Genomic DNA, 14312 nt, shown 5'->3' with positions numbered 1-14312 from the left:
GAAATCTAGTATCTAGATGGGAACCCCAAACCACTGTTGCGTATCTATCTGCGCAATCCCAGACGAGCGAATGCAACGCTCCGGAGAAGCAAGCGCATATCGCGCGGCCATTCCGATCGGTCGCTCGTCCATTGAGAGTGGCGGCCATCCTCGCCCAGGTGGAAGCCGGCTTTTACCCTGTAGCATCCAAACAATACAGAGCGAATACAATTCGCAAAGATAGAAAGGTCGGTATAGATCGAATGGATCAGCCAAAGTCTGACGCATTAGTATTTTTCGGAGCCACTGGCGACCTCGCGTATAAGCAAATCTTCCCCGCCCTGCAACGCCTGGCAAAACGCGGCAAGCTCAATGGGCCGGTCATCGGCGTCGCCAAGGCCGGATGGAACCTGGAGCAACTGAAGGCCCGCGCCAAGGACAGTGTCGAAAAGCACGGCGGCGTCGATCCCGAGGGCCTTAATTTGCTCCTTCAGCGTCTTTGTTACGTGGACGGAGACTACTCCGATCCCGAGACGTTCAAACATGTGCGCCGTGAATTAGGCAACGCTAAGCATCCGCTACACTACCTTGCCATCCCCCCCAGCCTCTTCATCGAGGTCATCGAGAAGCTGCGAGACTCAGGATCGGCGGAAGGCGCGCGTGTCGTGGTGGAGAAGCCCTTCGGGCATGACTCGGCCTCGGCGCATGAGCTGAACGAGGCTATTCACAATATCTTCGACGAGCCGGATATCTTCCGTATCGACCACTATCTGGGCAAGAATGCCGTACAAAATCTCATCTTCTTTCGCTTCTCGAACGCATTTCTCGAACCCGTCTGGAATCGCCAATACATCGAGAGCGTGCAGATCACTATGGCCGAGCAGTTCGGCATCCAGGGTCGCGGAGCGTTTTATGACGCCGTCGGCGCCTTGCGCGACGTGGTGCAGAATCACCTCATGCAGCTGCTGAGCAACATCGCCATGGAGCCGCCGCCTGGCCCGGACGTCGAAGCGCTGCGCGAAGAGCGCGTAAAGGTGCTGAAGAGCGTTCAGACGTTGCGGCCCGAAGACGTCGTACTGGGGCAGTTCGAGGGCTACCATGATGAGCCGGGCGTTAAGCCCGATTCCAATGTGGAGACCTACGCCGCACTCCGCCTGCACATCAATTCCTGGCGCTGGCGCGATGTTCCCTTTTATATCCGGGCGGGCAAGCTCATGCCCCAGACGGCAACCGAAGTCGTCGCAAAGTTCCGCGGAACTCCTCCGGTCTTCTCCGAAAACGTGCCCCCGCAGAACTACGTTCGCTTCCGCCTGAGCGGCGAGCCGGTGATTGCGATCGGCGGCTCGGTCAAGGAAGCCGGAGAGCGGCTGCGCGGCTGCATGGTCGAGCTGGTGGCCAACCAGGAGTGCGGCACATCCACCCTGCTGCCCTACGAGGAATTGCTCGAAGACGCAATGGAAGGCAACCAGACCTGGTTCGCCCGCGAGGATTATGTCAGAGAGTCGTGGCGCATCATCGATCCGCTGCTGCACGGAAACCTGCAGCCCACGATTTATAAGCCGGGAAGCTGGGGCCCACCCGAAGCAGCTCAACTCACATCCCGCGAAGGCGGCTGGTGCGATCCGAAATAGCCCTTAGAAAACGACTCCTTCCGCTTCTTTGCTCCCCTTCTGAATTGTCATCCTGAGTGAGCAAAGCGAGTCGAAGGATTTGGAGTTTCTTGCGCAATCGCCATTTTGTGGTCACAGCCCGACGCTGAAATCTCAACAGCGCACAAAAGTAGCTAAAAAAAGGTCCGGCCCGAAGGCCGGACCTTTTCGTTTGAGACAAGCCCTAATTAGTCCTGAACAGAGTGGAAGTACTTAGCAACTGTGCGCAGGAACGGACGAGCCGAATCCGGGGGAAGCACATTGCCCTTCAGGATCTGCTCGAAGGGATGCGGCGAACCGTAAAAGGTATCGGTGTCGTCAGTATTCTGGCTAACCGATGTGCCGTCCAGGTCGATGCCCGCGAACAGGCCCTTGCTGCGCGAGTAGGTAAGCAGCTCGGAGTTCAGCTTCCAGTCCGTCGAAGCCTGCGAGTTCCGGCCCACCGGACCCGCGGCTGCTGCAGCGTCCGCACCGATCTTGAACTTGTTCTTGAGCAGGTCCTGCAGGCCGTGGTCGTTGATAGCTACCAGGACCAGGTCAGTTCCCTGGCCGCCGATCTGGAATCCGAACGAACCGCCCGCCATGCGGATGAACGCCGGAGCGCTCCAGCCATGCGAAGTGCGGCAGGTCACGACTCCCTGGCCATACTGGCCCCCGATGACGAACGCCGCCTTCTTCAAGCTCGGAACCACCGCGACACAGGTCGCCTGCTTCACGATGCCGTCCGGAATTCCCTTATCGGGTGTCCGTGAAAGTTCATCGATGATGATGCGCGACTTCTCCAGCCGATCGTTCAACGTCGCCATATCGGTGGCAGCAAATGCGGAGAGTGACATACCCGCGACACAGAAAAGAGCCAGTACTTTCTTCATAAACAATCTTTCTCCTTGCAAAGATATCTCGCGTCGATAGCGGCATCGCCACGGCGCGGAACTCCCGCGTGGCAAGTTAGCACACTATTTGCTTCCACTTCAATTGATACGCGTAGATAGATGCAAAGGAGTGAAGGAAGGTTGAAGATGCGGGAGATTAACCCGAAAGATTGTGGAAGAGGACTCCAGGGAGTCAACCGCTGAAGATGCCCCAGAAGTTTTTTAAAAATCGGAAAGGAGTGAGGATGTATGCAAACCGGTTACTGAAGGAGGGTAAAAAAGAGGGGCTTTAGATCACAGTCTCCTGCGCCACCAGCCCCGTTCCCCAGATCTGCGTTGTTGCTAGTAATGTTGTAATACGTTACCAACTCGCGCGCAAGGTAACTAGAGTTGCAGGATGGAAAGTAATACCCAATAGTAATAGCACCAAAGTGCTACAGAAGTTGGGTTTTTGGGGCAAAACCCTTCCAAGATATTGAAAAATCAGGATTTATCCGTTCCGAGAACGCGACTGGCGGCATGGATCGAAAGCGCGATGCGATTCTGCACCCCCACCTTGCGCATCAGTCTGGCGATATAGGCCTTGACTGTGCGCTCCTCGATTCCCAGGCTCTCCGCGATCTCGCGATTCGAGCGCGCCGCCACCAGCAGACGCAGCACTTCCTGCTCCCGCCCCGTGAAATTGAAGTTGTGGCGCAGAACGCGGCGCTCCGTGGCATGCAGCATGCGGTCGACGAATTTGGACAGCACCTTGCGCGGCGCCCAGATCGAGCCGCTATCCACCACCGCGATGCACTGCGTCACCAGCTCCGGCGAAGCCGTCTCTTCGAGATATCCCTTCGCGCCCGCCGCGATCGCACTGATGATGGTCTCTTCGTTGGCATGGGAGCCCATCACAATCAGCTTCAGGCTCGGCCTCTGCGTCTTGAGCTTGGCCAGGGTCTCGAAGGAATCCAGGGGATTCTGAAGACTCACCAGCACCATGTCCAGAGTCGTATCGGCCATGGCTTCCGAAAGAGTGGTCGTTACCGCATCGACGCTGGGGACCTCGGAGAACACCGTCTCGAATCCCGCCACGCGGATCGGCTCAAAGTCGAGCAGTCCGATCCGGAGAGGGACGTCGCGTTGAAAAACTGGGTTCATCTGGGAGGCTCTTGCTTAAGCTTACAGCTTAGGCAGGACAATTCCCTGCTGTTTTTGATACTTGCCCCGTCGGTCGGCATAACTGATCTCGCACGGCTCGTCGGATTGAAAGAAGAGAATCTGGCACAGCCCCTCATTGGCATAGACCCGCGCCGGCAGGGGCGTGGTGTTCGATATCTCCAGGGTGACGAAGCCCTCCCACTCCGGCTCAAAGGGAGTGACGTTGACGATGATGCCGCAGCGGGCGTAAGTCGATTTGCCTACGCAGATGGTCAGCACGTCCCGCGGGATCTTGAAGTATTCGATCGACCGCGCCAGCGCAAACGAGTTCGGAGGAACGATCACCGAATCCGACTCGACCGTGACGAACGACCGCTCGTCGAAGTTTTTGGGGTCGATGATGGCGCTGTTCACATTGGTGAAGATCTTGAATTCGTTGGATACGCGCAGGTCGTAGCCATAAGACGAGAGGCCATAGGAAATAACCCCCTCGCGCACCTGCTTTTCGCTGAATGGCGAAATCATGCCATGCTGCATGGCCTGTTCGCGAATCCAGCGGTCACTCTTGATTGCCAAGAAATCTCCTTGCCGGGGCGGGCTTGCCAATTTGCCCCGAAATACATTTATTTGGTTCAAAAATTGCATCTTACGAGACGCCCGATGCGTTGACAATGTTCAAAAAGCTTTCTAGCATCACACCAGCATTCGGGCAGCAGCAGCAAACTCTCGTATCGGGGTGAAGACATTGATTAAACAGGACATCATCCACCACGTGATTGAACGCACCGGCCTACCCAGGGTGAAGGCCGAAGCCGCTGTGGATACCGTCTTCGAGACTCTGAAGAAGGCCCTGGCCAATGGCGAGAGGATCGAGCTGCGCGGCTTTGGCGTCTTCAACGTCCGCCCCCGCAAGACCGGAATCGGCCGCAACCCAAGAACCGGAGCCGAGGTGACCATCACCCCAGGCAAAGCCGTCCGCTTCAAACCCGGGAAAGAACTCCACCTGCTCGACGGCCAATAGATCCACTCGAAGCAAGTTATTACGGGTGCCCCGCATCTCGCTTTTGAGATGTGGAATATTCACGGGCCTTGAGATTTTTCACTCAAGCTCGAATGATTCAGCGATCTACTTATCGCTCACCATCGCCACGGCCTCATCCGTCAACGGCTGCTTCAAATCCCACATCCTGGCCCAGGGATCGCGGGCTAGGCGCGTCTTCCAGTCATCGAAATTTGCGACTGAGAACTCCGGTTTCGTCTTGAGATCGTTCCAGCTCAGCGGCAGCGCCACATGCACTCCCGGACGCGCGCGGGGAGAAAATGGCGCAACAGCCGTCGCACCCCGCTCGTTGCGCAGATAGTCGAGGAAGATCTTTCCCTTGCGCGCCGCCTTGGTCATCTTGATGAGATAAAGATCGGGATCGCTCTTCTCCACCTGTTCCGCGAATCCTCGCGCGAAGGCCTTGATCGCAGTCCAATCGTGCTTTGGAACAATAGGCGCGACGACGTGCAGACCCTTGCCGCCCGTGGTCTTCACAAAGCTCTCCAGGCCAAGCTTCTTGAGCCGCTTGCGTATCTCCTGCGCAGCCGCCGTCAGCGTCTCCCAGCCGATCGCCTCATCGGGATCGAGATCGAAGATGAGCATGTCGGGAGTTTCTAGCGTAACGCTCCGCGATCCCCACGGATGCACTTCGAGCACGCCCATCTGCGCCAGACCCACCAATCCCTCGGGAGCGGTGAGCGTGAGATATTCCTCCGTCGCGCCCTTCTTGTCCTTGATCGGAACGCTGCCGATGCCGTCGGGAACTCCCTGCCCGATGTGCTTCTGAAAGAAGCAGGGATGCCCAACGCCTTCCGGGCACCGCACCAGGCTCAGCGGACGGTCGGCCAGGTGCGGCATCATGTGATCGACGACGGCAGCATAGTAGTCAGCCAGCTGCTGCTTGGTGACGCCGGTTGCCGCGTCGATGATCTTGTCGGGATGCGTGAGGCGGATATTCGCGCTCAACGTTCCTGCGCTTTTCGCAGCGCTCTTCTTTGACGCCGTCTTCGCCACGGCCTTTGCATGAACTCTCTGCCGCGCGGACTCTTGCGGCGCTGCCTCTTCGGCCTCCTGCTGCACCTCTGCCGTGTCGCGTGGCAGCTCAATCGTGACTTCCTTCGGCTTCTTGTCCTCGCGCAGGCCTTTGAATGCCGCCTGCCTCACCAGCTTGTCCGCCGTCCATGTGGCGAAGGCAACTTCGGCCACCAGATCGGGACGAACCCAGATGGCGCCCTTGCGCCCCTCAGCCGGAACGCTTGCATAGGCGGGATCTTTGACCTTCATCTTCTCCAGCCGCCGCCGCAGGTCGCGCTGGAATTGATGCGTAAAGCCGGTACCGGTTCGTCCCGCATAGACCAGCTTGCCGTTCTCGTAATAGCCGAGGAGCAGCGAGCCTAGGCCGTCGCCTTTGTCGCCCGGAAGCGTGAAGCCTCCGACCACAAACTCCTGCTGGCGAACGCACTTGATCTTGATCCAATTGGGACTGCGGCCGCTGGTATAGGCCGCATCGGCGCGCTTGGAGATAATGCCCTCTGCGCCCAGCCTGCAGGCATTGTCGAAGACCGTGCTTCCCTGTTGCTCGAAGTGCTCGCTGAAGCGCAGCGTCTCGTCCGGTTCCCCTGGCAGAATCCCGGCCAGCAGTTCTTTACGTTCGAGCAAAGGCAGGCTGCGCAGATTGTGGCCGTCGAGGTGAAGCAGGTCGAAGGCAAAGTACGTCATCGGATGCGGGGCGTGGTCCTGAAAGGCAGCCTGCAGATCGGCAAAGCTGGTGCTGCCGTCGGGGCGAAGCACCACCACCTCGCCATCGAGTAGCGCGCTGGTCACGGGAAGGCGCGCTGCCGATTCCGCGACCGCCGGCATGCGCCGTGTCCAATCGAGGCCGCTCCGCGTGTACAGGCGGACGTCTTTGCCCTTCTTATCGATGTGAATCTGGATGCGGTAGCCGTCGAGCTTGAGCTCGTGAATCCAGCCCTCGCCGCGCGGAGCTTCCTTGGTCTGGATCGTCAGCTGCGGAGGAATGAACTTCGGCATCGCCTCGCGCGGAAGCTCATTTATGCGGGAAGAGATAGCCGATAAAGCTTTTGTCGCCGCTGTTGTTACTTTTTTTTTACCGGCCTTCGCGGACGGCGATGACTTCTCCGGCTTGGTCACAGGTGCGGGCGTCTTATCGTCGATGGTCGCAGTGTCTTTGGAATTCCAGATGTGGTCTTCGTCGCTGGCGATCTGATCCAGGTTGCGGCCGGTAACCACGCTATCCGGCGCTTCCTCGGTGATAGGCTTGTCCTCCGCGGGACGCTCGAACTCGTCGTGTTCCTTGATGAGCAGCCAGTTCGGCTTGCGCTCCTCGGCAGCCTTGCCGCCCATGCGAACCAGCGTCCAGTTCCCTTTCATCTTCTTGCCATGCAGCTCGAACTTCAGGCGGCCTGTGCGGAAGCCCTCATCGGCATCGCCGTGCGGAGCCCAGGTGCCGTTATCCCACAGCATCACCGTGCCGCCGCCGTATTGGCCCTTGGGGATGGTGCCCTCGAAGCCTCCATACTCGATGGGATGATCCTCCACTTGCACCGCCAGACGCTTGTCGCCGGTGAAATAGCTTGGCCCTTTCGCTACCGCCCAGCTCTTGAGCACCCCGCGCCAGCCCAGGCGAAAGTCATAGTGCAGACGCGTCGCCGCATGCTTCTGGATGACGAAGGGCAGGTCATTCGTTTGCGCCGGAGGCTTAGGCTTTCCGCCAGACGGTTCAGCCGTCACCTCGAAGTCGCGCATCGAGCGATACATCTCCAGCTGCTCGTCGACTGCCAACGACGCCGATTTGCCCTTTTGCTGCGGCGGGGCAGTCTTGCCCGTGCCTGCCTTCTTCTTCGCCGGCTTGCTTGATTTCTTCGTAGCCATCTCAGGCGCTCTTCAGCTTGCGCGATGCGGATGCGGCCTTATTCGCCGGCTTCTTGGGAGCGGATTGGGTGCGCGACGCAGTCTTCGTGCGGGCGCGCGGCCCCGATGCCTTGAGGCTGGCCTTCAACGCATCCATCAGGTCGATGACCTTGGCGTGTTTCGGAGCCTTCTCCTCAAGCGGCAGAGGCTGCTTGTTCACCTTGGCTTCCACCAGCTTGCGCAGCGCGTCTTCGTAATCGTCCTTGAACGCATCGATATCGAACGGCTGCGTGTAATGCTCGATAAGCTCGTTGGCCATGGTGAGCTGGCGCGCGTCGACAGTCTGCGCCTTGATGCTGCCGAAATACTCCTCCGTCTTACGCAGCTCGCTGCCATAGCGAAGCGTATAGGCCATGAGCCCCAGGGCCTTGTCGTCATGCGGAGCCGTCACCGCCATCAGATGCTCGCGGCCGGCGAAGACAATCTCCCCCAGCCCGGCCTTGCCGCTCTTAGCCAGTGCCTTCTGCACCACGGCAAAGGCCGCCGCCTGCTTGTCGCCATCGGGAAGAACGAAGTAGGGCTTCTCGAAGAGCTCCAGCGGCAGCTCGTCGAGACTGACAAACTGCGCGATCTCCAGCGTCTTCTTGCTCTCGATGCGCAGCCGGTCGACCTCCTCGGGCTCGACGACCACATACTTGCCGGGCCGGTACTCGTAGCCTTTGACGATCTCCGCCTTGTCCACCGGATCGTTGCCGTCGATCACCTTGAGGTGATGCACCCGCTCCCCGGTCTTGCGATCGATCTGGTGAAAGGAGATCTCGCTCGCCGTACTCACGGCAGGAAAGAGCTGGATCCCAAAGGAAACCAGCGAAATTTGCAGTTGCCCCGACCAATATGGACGCGCCATCCTATCGAACCTCCGATGAACACAAACCGAAGCTAGTCTCCTGAGCCGGCGGTCACCGCATCCTTGTCATCCCGACCGTAGCGAAGCGAAGCGGAGGGACCTGCAGTTTCCTAACGGCGGACGCCACGGCCAACTTATGAAAACATGCCCGGCGCTTCCGACTCAGCAGACTAGTTGGATTCAAGAAATTCTATCCGGGGTGCCAATGGTTTCACCAAAATGGCCCCGGGAGTCCAACAATAGCGCCGTTGCCAACAACATCCGCGCTATAGTGTTTCGGACAAGATTCAATCAACGTGAAAAGCCGCTTGAAAATCAGACTTTTTCTCATGGCCGGAACGATTCTGTTTGCCATTCTGCCGCTCTATCTCACTTCGTGGAGAGACGCAGTGTATGACGGCGCTCTGCTGGTGATTTCCTTCGCATTTTCATCCGACGCCGTCTTCCGCTGCCTGGATCCGGCAAACAAGAAAAGAAGAGACAGCTTGACCGTGTTTTTCGCGGTGGCCTCGATGGCCATTCTGGCCCTGGGGTTACTTCAATACGGCCCCATCGCCAACGACCTGCGAAAAGAAAAGCTGTATACGCAAAGAAGTCTCGAGTCAGGTTCGATTCTGCCGTTAGCACTCTTCGAAAAAGAGCGGAGCGAGGATGAAAACGCCATACCGAACAACTCCACGGTATTGCTGATTTGCAGCCTACTAGCCGAATTCAGCGTTATCATATTTGAGGAGAGCTGATATGCCATTGTCTTGGCAGGCCGTGTCTGGAATCATCATCGCCGCCGCGATGTTCGGCACCGCGCTCTATCGCCACCTTCGCGGCGAAGGCAGAAGCATCCACACCACCGAAGATTCATCGTCCAATCGACCCTCCGCGCATTATTGATCCATCCCGCGCCACGCGAACGCTGAAAGCATCCACGTTTCAGCTACTCCTCCTCGTCTCTGCGACAATTCGTTTATGGCAGAGAACATTCGCACAGGGGTTATCGGCTTCGGCATGGCGGGACGCATCTTTCACACGGCAGTCATCGCCGAGACTTCAGGCCTGGAGCTGGCCTGCATCGTCCAGCGCAGCGGCGATGAAGCCGCCAAGGCCCATCCCGGCGTCAAGATCGCGCGGTCCATCGAAGAGATGCTGGCCGATGAGTCTATCCCGCTAATCGTCGTAGCCACGCCCAGCGCCGATCACTACGCTCACGCCGCGCAGTGCCTCAAAGCGAAGCGCAACGTGGTCGTCGACAAGCCCTTCACCTTGACCTCCGGCGACGCGCAGCACCTCATCGATCTCGCGAAAGAAAATGGCGTGCTGCTCACCGTCTATCAGAATCGCAGATGGGACGGCGACTCGGTCACCATGAAGCAGGTCGTCGAATCCGGCGAGTTGGGCCGCATCGTGACTTACGAGGCGCACATCGACCGCTACCGCGCCGCTCCGCGCCTGCACGCGTGGCGTGAGAGCGGCGGTCCGGGCGGCGGCATCCTCTTCGACATCGGCGCGCACCTCATCGATCAGGCCGCCATGCTCTTCGGCGATCCTGACAGTGTCTGGGCCGACGTGCGCATCGAACGCGAAGGATCGCTCATCGACGATGCCTTCGATATTCAGCTCAAGTTTGGACCCGTGACCGCGCTCCTGCGCTCGACGCTCACTGCCGTCACTCCCGGACCGCGCTTCACCATCCACGGCACCCAAGGCAGCTTCGTGAAGTACGGCATCGATCCGCAGGAAGACGCGCTGAAGGCCGGCGGCAGGTATTCCGATCCAGGATTCGGTGAAGAGCCGGAGCACCAGTGGGGCGAGCTGCAGATCGCCGGCGAGCCGGCGAGGAAGATCAAGACCGCCCGCGGAGATTATCGCGGCCTCTACGCCAACGTGCGCGATGCGCTCCTCGGCGCAGGCAAACTGGAAGTCAAGCCGGAACAGGCATGGCGCACCACGCGCATCATCGAGCTATGCCGCGAGTCCAGCGCATCGGGCTGCGCAATAAAGTATCCCGGCTGATGAAACCTTCCGTCATTCTAACGACCAGCGGGAGGAAAAAATCCCGGCGATGCTGCACCCACGCAACTGTTATCCCTCGCTCGAGATAACACAGCGTCATTGACGAAGCATTTAGCGGACCCTGTTTGAGGGTCCGCCTGAATCGACTTAATAAGTCATCCGCGTAAGTTACTGCGACGCGACTAACTAAGTAGACGTATAAAATACGCAACGAGCAAAAGAGAATACTCCCTGAACAAATGACGCTTCAGCTCAATACTGCATCCGATAATCAGCATATAAGAGGACGCATCTTCCACTTACCAAATACTAATGCCATTGCCCACAAATAGCTTACGGAAGCATTGCTAGACTTGGGTCAAATATCTTGCTTGCTCAAGCGGATATTTAATCAACAGCACCTAAGGACCCCAAATGAAAATCAAAACGATTGCAACTAGCGTCATGATGGCCATGGCACTTACTATTTCTACTGCTGCGACTAACTCCTATGCACAGCCAGCTACTTCCTCTGTGCAGCCAGAGCCATCCAACATTCAGCAGTCGCCATTCTCCCCGCCCATGCCTCTGGGCTGCGGAGATGGACCCTGCTTCGTAATCTAACGTGATCCCGGGAAGCTTACGCGGGGAGTTCGGACCACCGGAGTCCAACTCCCCATAGTTGAACGGGCAGGCGCGGTACTTTCCGCCGCTCGATCGACGAACGCCCTCTTAGCTCCGCTTCCCCTCGCGAATCCTGCGAATCTCTTCCATCCTTTGCGCCAGTATCTTTTCGCGGCCTTCGGCAGTGGGCTGGTAATATTTGCGCCCACGCAGGCTATCGGGGAGGCAGTCCATGTCCGCGACCTTGCCCTCTTCATCGTGCGCATAGCGATAGCCTTTGCCGTAGCCGATGGACTTCATCAGCCCGGTCGGGGCATTGCGCAGATGCAGCGGCACCGGTTCCGCGCGCGTCGCTTCAATATCGCCCAGCACCTCGCCGTAAGCGGTATAGAGGGCATTCGACTTCGGAGCCAGCGCCAGATAGACCACAGCCTGAGCCAGCGCCAGGTCGCCCTCTGGCGATCCCAGAAAATCCATCGCATCGCGTGCCGAGAGAGTCAGATTCAGCGCCTCGGGCGAGGCCAGCCCGATGTCCTCGACAGCAATGCGCACCACGCGGCGCGCCACGTACATCGGATCTTCTCCAGCCTTGAGCATGCGCCCCAGCCAGTAGAGCGCCGCATCGGCGTCGGAGTTGCGCACCGACTTATGCAGCGCCGAGATGAGGTTGTAATGCTCTTCGCCCTTCTTGTCGTAGAGCAGCACCCGCTGCTGCAGCGCCTCGACTGCGAGATCTTTGGTGATGACCTTCTCCGCGCGCGCCTCGGCCAGCTTGGCCGCGACTTCGAGCGCGTTGAGCGCGTTTCGTGCGTCGCCGCTCGAATAAGAAGCCAGCGTGAGAAGCACCTCGTCCTCGGCGGAGATTTGCATCTTGCCCAGGCCGCGCTCCGCATCGGTGAGCGCGCGGCGCAGCAGCGTGAGGAGCGCCTCGTCGCCCAGCGCCTGCAGGGTGTACACGCGGCAGCGGGAGAGCAGCGCGCCAATAATTTCGAAGGAAGGATTTTCCGTCGTCGCGCCGATCAGCCGGATCGTCCCGTGCTCCACATATGGCAGGAACGCATCCTGCTGCGCCTTGTTGAAGCGATGGATCTCGTCAATGAACAGGATGGTCCGCGAGCCGAACTTGGCTGCCTTCTCCGCGTCCACCATCACCTGCTTGATCTCCTTGATGCCGGAGAGGACAGCCGAAAATTCGATGAAGCTGGCGTGTGTGGCGTTGGCGATGATCTTGGCCAGCGTGGTCTTGCCCACGCCCGGAGGCCCCCAGAAGATCATCGAGGCCGGATCGTCGCGCTCGATCTGCACGCGCAGCGGCTTGCCCGGAGCCAGCAGGTGGACCTGCCCGACATACTCTTCCAGATTGCGCGGCCGCATGCGCTCCGCCAGCGGAGCCGACAGGTTCGCCGTGGTATGCAGATCGGGAGTGGGATTGAAAAGGCTCATCGCAACCCTCGCTGCCGCGCGGCTTCATACAACAGGATGGACCCGGCGACCGCCGCATTCAGCGATTCCACCGGCCCGGGCGTGGGAATCGTCACCCGTTTTTCAATCAATGCCAGAACTTCTTTCGGAATTCCATTTCCCTCGTTGCCTAAAATCAGCGCCGACGGCTGCGTGAGGTCATACCGCGCAATCGGCTCGCCCTCCGTCGCCACGGCAGCCAATGCCGTGATCGTCCGTGCCGGCAGTGCAGCAAACAATTCCTCCGCCTTCGCGGCCACGCATGGCAGGCGGAAGGCCGATCCCGCGGAAGCACGCAGCGTCTTCTGATTAAACAAACTCACCGTCCCCGGGAGCAGAACGAAGCCGGTCGCTCCGAAGGCCTCGGCGGATCGAATCAGAGTCCCAAGATTGCCAGGATCCTGCAGTCCGGCCGACACCACCACCAGCGCGGCAGCCTTCGCAGCCAGCACCTGATCCAGGGTGAACGTGGGCGGCGAAACCAGCGCGGCAATCCCCTGCGGGGCCTCGGTCGGAACGGCGCTGGCAAAAATATCGGGAGGCAGCGCCAGGACATCGACAGAGTCCGGCAGGTCGAGCCGGTCTAAGAGCGATTCTTTCCCCGTCTCGACAAACACCGCCGCCAGCAGCAGGCCGCTGGCGATCGCCTCCCCGACCAGGTGCTCGCCCTCGATGGCGATATGTCCCTCGTCAGTGACGCCGGCGCGCGCGAAGCCGGAGCGCAGCTCCTTGACCCGCGCATTCTGCCGGCTCTGTACGATCCTTGAAACCGGGCGGGGCGCTCGCCCGCGCATGGAAACAGTCGGCATGGGTGCGATTTTAGTTGGTTTTTAATGTGCGCGCAGTGTGGAGCGATCGCGGAAAGACTCAAGGGAGCCACCCGCAATTCGATGTAGCTCGGCGTGGTCGCCATGCCTTGGCATAAAATTGAGCAGTCTGGCTCGCTCCGGCCGAAGAACTCCCTCTTGCGCATCTATCCCACGGCGCAGGGTCAGGGAAATCTCGAACGCCGCTTCGCGAGTATGTTTCGAAAATTGGAGTGACCTTGTCTGCAGAGATTCTGCGTATTCATCCGGACGAACCCGAGCCGGATCGGGTGCAATTCGTTGTTTCATGCCTGAGAAGCGGCAAAGTCGCGGCGTTGCCGACCGACACGTTCTACGGCCTGGCCGTCGACCCGGTGAACCTGCGCGCCGTCGAGCGCATTTATGAGATCAAGCATCGCCTGAAGCATAAGCCGCTCTCGCTGCTCATCGCCGACGTCTCCCAGGCCTACGAGCTGGCGCGCGAAACCGGTTCCACCCTGGATCGCCTCGCCGAGCGCTTCTGGCCCGGCCCGCTGACCCTGATCGTGAAGGCCAGCTCACGCCTGCCCCTGCGCAGCACGGCCAATACCGGCAACGTCGCCATCCGCGTTCCCGACGCCGCGATTCCGCGCGCGGTCGTGGAGGCCTTCGGCCTGCCCATCACCGCAACCTCGGCCAATCTGCAAGGCATGCCGGAGTGCACCTACGCTGCCGCCGTGCGCGACCAGATAGGCGACCGCATCCCATTGATCGTGGATGGAGGACCGACGGCGCGCAGCCTGCCAACCACCATCGTCGACCTCACCGGAGGCGAAAATTCATGGCAGATTCTGCGCGAAGGAGCCATTCCGACCCACGAGATCGCGCTCGCATTGCAGTCGTGAATTGCGCTCGAAACGAAGATGGCGCCGACTCCTCGCATACCGTATCGTCATCTCTTGCGAGAGAGAGGCAAATTTGATGAGAGGGGCA

Annotated in this window: 13 protein-coding genes; 6 read left to right on the top strand and 7 right to left on the bottom strand. The window is 59.4% G+C overall.

All coding sequences use genetic code 11. The features are described 5' to 3' along the window. Positions 1–242 precede the first annotated feature (242 nt). The gene (zwf, locus tag XX99_RS05770; RefSeq protein ID WP_050058456.1) at positions 243–1610 is read left to right on the top strand and encodes a glucose-6-phosphate dehydrogenase; all 1368 of its coding nucleotides are present in this window, start codon (positions 243–245) and stop codon (positions 1608–1610) included. 206 nt (positions 1611–1816) lie between these two features. Here zwf and XX99_RS05765 read toward each other — a convergent pair whose 3' ends face one another. The 3 genes from XX99_RS05765 to dcd form a co-directional block, all read right to left on the bottom strand. Beyond that, entirely contained in the window at positions 1817–2500 is a 684-nt protein-coding gene (locus XX99_RS05765; protein ID WP_050058455.1) for a lipid-binding SYLF domain-containing protein, read from the bottom strand. Between the two features lie 483 nt (positions 2501–2983). Continuing rightward, positions 2984–3643 (bottom strand): LuxR C-terminal-related transcriptional regulator, encoded by a 660-nt coding sequence (locus XX99_RS05760; RefSeq protein WP_050058454.1) that lies wholly within the window; start codon positions 3641–3643, stop codon positions 2984–2986. Between the two features lie 21 nt (positions 3644–3664). Beyond that, positions 3665–4219, bottom strand: a complete 555-nt coding sequence (gene dcd, locus XX99_RS05755; protein ID WP_050058453.1) for a dCTP deaminase — start codon at positions 4217–4219, stop codon at positions 3665–3667. Between the two features lie 169 nt (positions 4220–4388). Between dcd and XX99_RS05750 the strand changes: the two genes are divergently transcribed. Beyond that, positions 4389–4664 carry an HU family DNA-binding protein gene (locus XX99_RS05750; protein ID WP_050058452.1) on the top strand — a complete coding sequence of 92 codons (276 nt, stop codon included), beginning with the start codon at positions 4389–4391 and terminating at the stop codon, positions 4662–4664. Positions 4665–4769: 105 nt separating this feature from the next. On the opposite strand, the gene ligD is transcribed toward XX99_RS05750, so the two are convergent. Both ligD and ku read right to left on the bottom strand, forming a co-directional pair. Continuing rightward, positions 4770–7577: a DNA ligase D gene (ligD, locus tag XX99_RS05745; RefSeq protein ID WP_050058451.1), complete on the bottom strand. Its 2808-nt coding sequence runs from the start codon at positions 7575–7577 to the stop codon at positions 4770–4772. A 1-nt stretch (position 7578) separates the two neighbouring features. Beyond that, positions 7579–8463, bottom strand: a complete 885-nt coding sequence (gene ku / locus XX99_RS05740) for a non-homologous end joining protein Ku (RefSeq protein WP_050058450.1) — start codon at positions 8461–8463, stop codon at positions 7579–7581. Positions 8464–8759: 296 nt separating this feature from the next. Between ku and XX99_RS05735 the strand changes: the two genes are divergently transcribed. The 3 genes from XX99_RS05735 (at position 8760) to XX99_RS05730 (ending at position 10470) form a co-directional block, all read left to right on the top strand. After that, a complete protein-coding gene (locus tag XX99_RS05735; protein WP_156185818.1) occupies positions 8760–9203 on the top strand; it encodes a hypothetical protein in 444 nt (147 codons plus the stop codon). Between the two features lies 1 nt (position 9204). Further along, complete coding sequence (locus XX99_RS27085; RefSeq protein ID WP_156185817.1) at positions 9205–9351, top strand: hypothetical protein; 147 nt, start codon at positions 9205–9207, stop codon at positions 9349–9351. A gap of 75 nt (positions 9352–9426) precedes the next feature. Next, on the top strand, positions 9427–10470 hold the full coding sequence (locus tag XX99_RS05730; RefSeq protein WP_050058448.1) for a Gfo/Idh/MocA family oxidoreductase: 1044 nt from the start codon (positions 9427–9429) through the stop codon (positions 10468–10470). Positions 10471–11181: 711 nt separating this feature from the next. Here the strand turns inward: XX99_RS05730 and XX99_RS05725 are convergent. Both XX99_RS05725 and XX99_RS05720 read right to left on the bottom strand, forming a co-directional pair. Beyond that, positions 11182–12516 (bottom strand): replication-associated recombination protein A, encoded by a 1335-nt coding sequence (locus tag XX99_RS05725; RefSeq protein WP_050058447.1) that lies wholly within the window; start codon positions 12514–12516, stop codon positions 11182–11184. Continuing rightward, positions 12513–13343, bottom strand: coding sequence for a TrmH family RNA methyltransferase (locus XX99_RS05720; RefSeq protein WP_231581163.1), 831 nt, complete (start codon positions 13341–13343; stop codon positions 12513–12515). Before XX99_RS05720 ends, XX99_RS05725 begins: the two co-directional genes overlap by 4 nt. A gap of 236 nt (positions 13344–13579) precedes the next feature. On the opposite strand from XX99_RS05720, the gene XX99_RS05715 reads away from it, so the two are divergent. Continuing rightward, the gene (locus tag XX99_RS05715) at positions 13580–14224 is read left to right on the top strand and encodes an L-threonylcarbamoyladenylate synthase (RefSeq protein ID WP_050058446.1); all 645 of its coding nucleotides are present in this window, start codon (positions 13580–13582) and stop codon (positions 14222–14224) included. Positions 14225–14312 lie beyond the last annotated feature (88 nt).

The sequence above is a fragment of the Silvibacterium bohemicum genome (genome assembly GCF_001006305.1).
In the GTDB taxonomy this organism is placed as follows: domain Bacteria; phylum Acidobacteriota; class Terriglobia; order Terriglobales; family Acidobacteriaceae; genus Silvibacterium; species Silvibacterium bohemicum.
The sequence above is the reverse complement of the archived record's forward strand: the minus strand, read 5'-3'. Positions and strand labels throughout refer to the sequence as shown.

Bases quoted from the DNA above. Each gene is read 5' to 3' on its own strand.
- XX99_RS05760 (WP_050058454.1), bottom strand. From the start codon at position 3,643: ATGAACCCAGTTTTTCAACGCGACGTCCCTCTCCGGATCGGACTGCTC.
- XX99_RS05720 (WP_231581163.1), bottom strand. From the start codon at position 13,343: ATGCCGACTGTTTCCATGCGCGGGCGAGCGCCCCGCCCGGTTTCAAGG.
- XX99_RS05765 (WP_050058455.1), bottom strand. From the start codon at position 2,500: ATGAAGAAAGTACTGGCTCTTTTCTGTGTCGCGGGTATGTCACTCTCC.
- XX99_RS05725 (WP_050058447.1), bottom strand. From the start codon at position 12,516: ATGAGCCTTTTCAATCCCACTCCCGATCTGCATACCACGGCGAACCTG.
- ku (WP_050058450.1), bottom strand. From the start codon at position 8,463: ATGGCGCGTCCATATTGGTCGGGGCAACTGCAAATTTCGCTGGTTTCC.
- XX99_RS27085 (WP_156185817.1), top strand. From the start codon at position 9,205: ATGCCATTGTCTTGGCAGGCCGTGTCTGGAATCATCATCGCCGCCGCG.
- zwf (WP_050058456.1), top strand. From the start codon at position 243: ATGGATCAGCCAAAGTCTGACGCATTAGTATTTTTCGGAGCCACTGGC.
- XX99_RS05730 (WP_050058448.1), top strand. From the start codon at position 9,427: ATGGCAGAGAACATTCGCACAGGGGTTATCGGCTTCGGCATGGCGGGA.
- ligD (WP_050058451.1), bottom strand. From the start codon at position 7,577: ATGGCTACGAAGAAATCAAGCAAGCCGGCGAAGAAGAAGGCAGGCACG.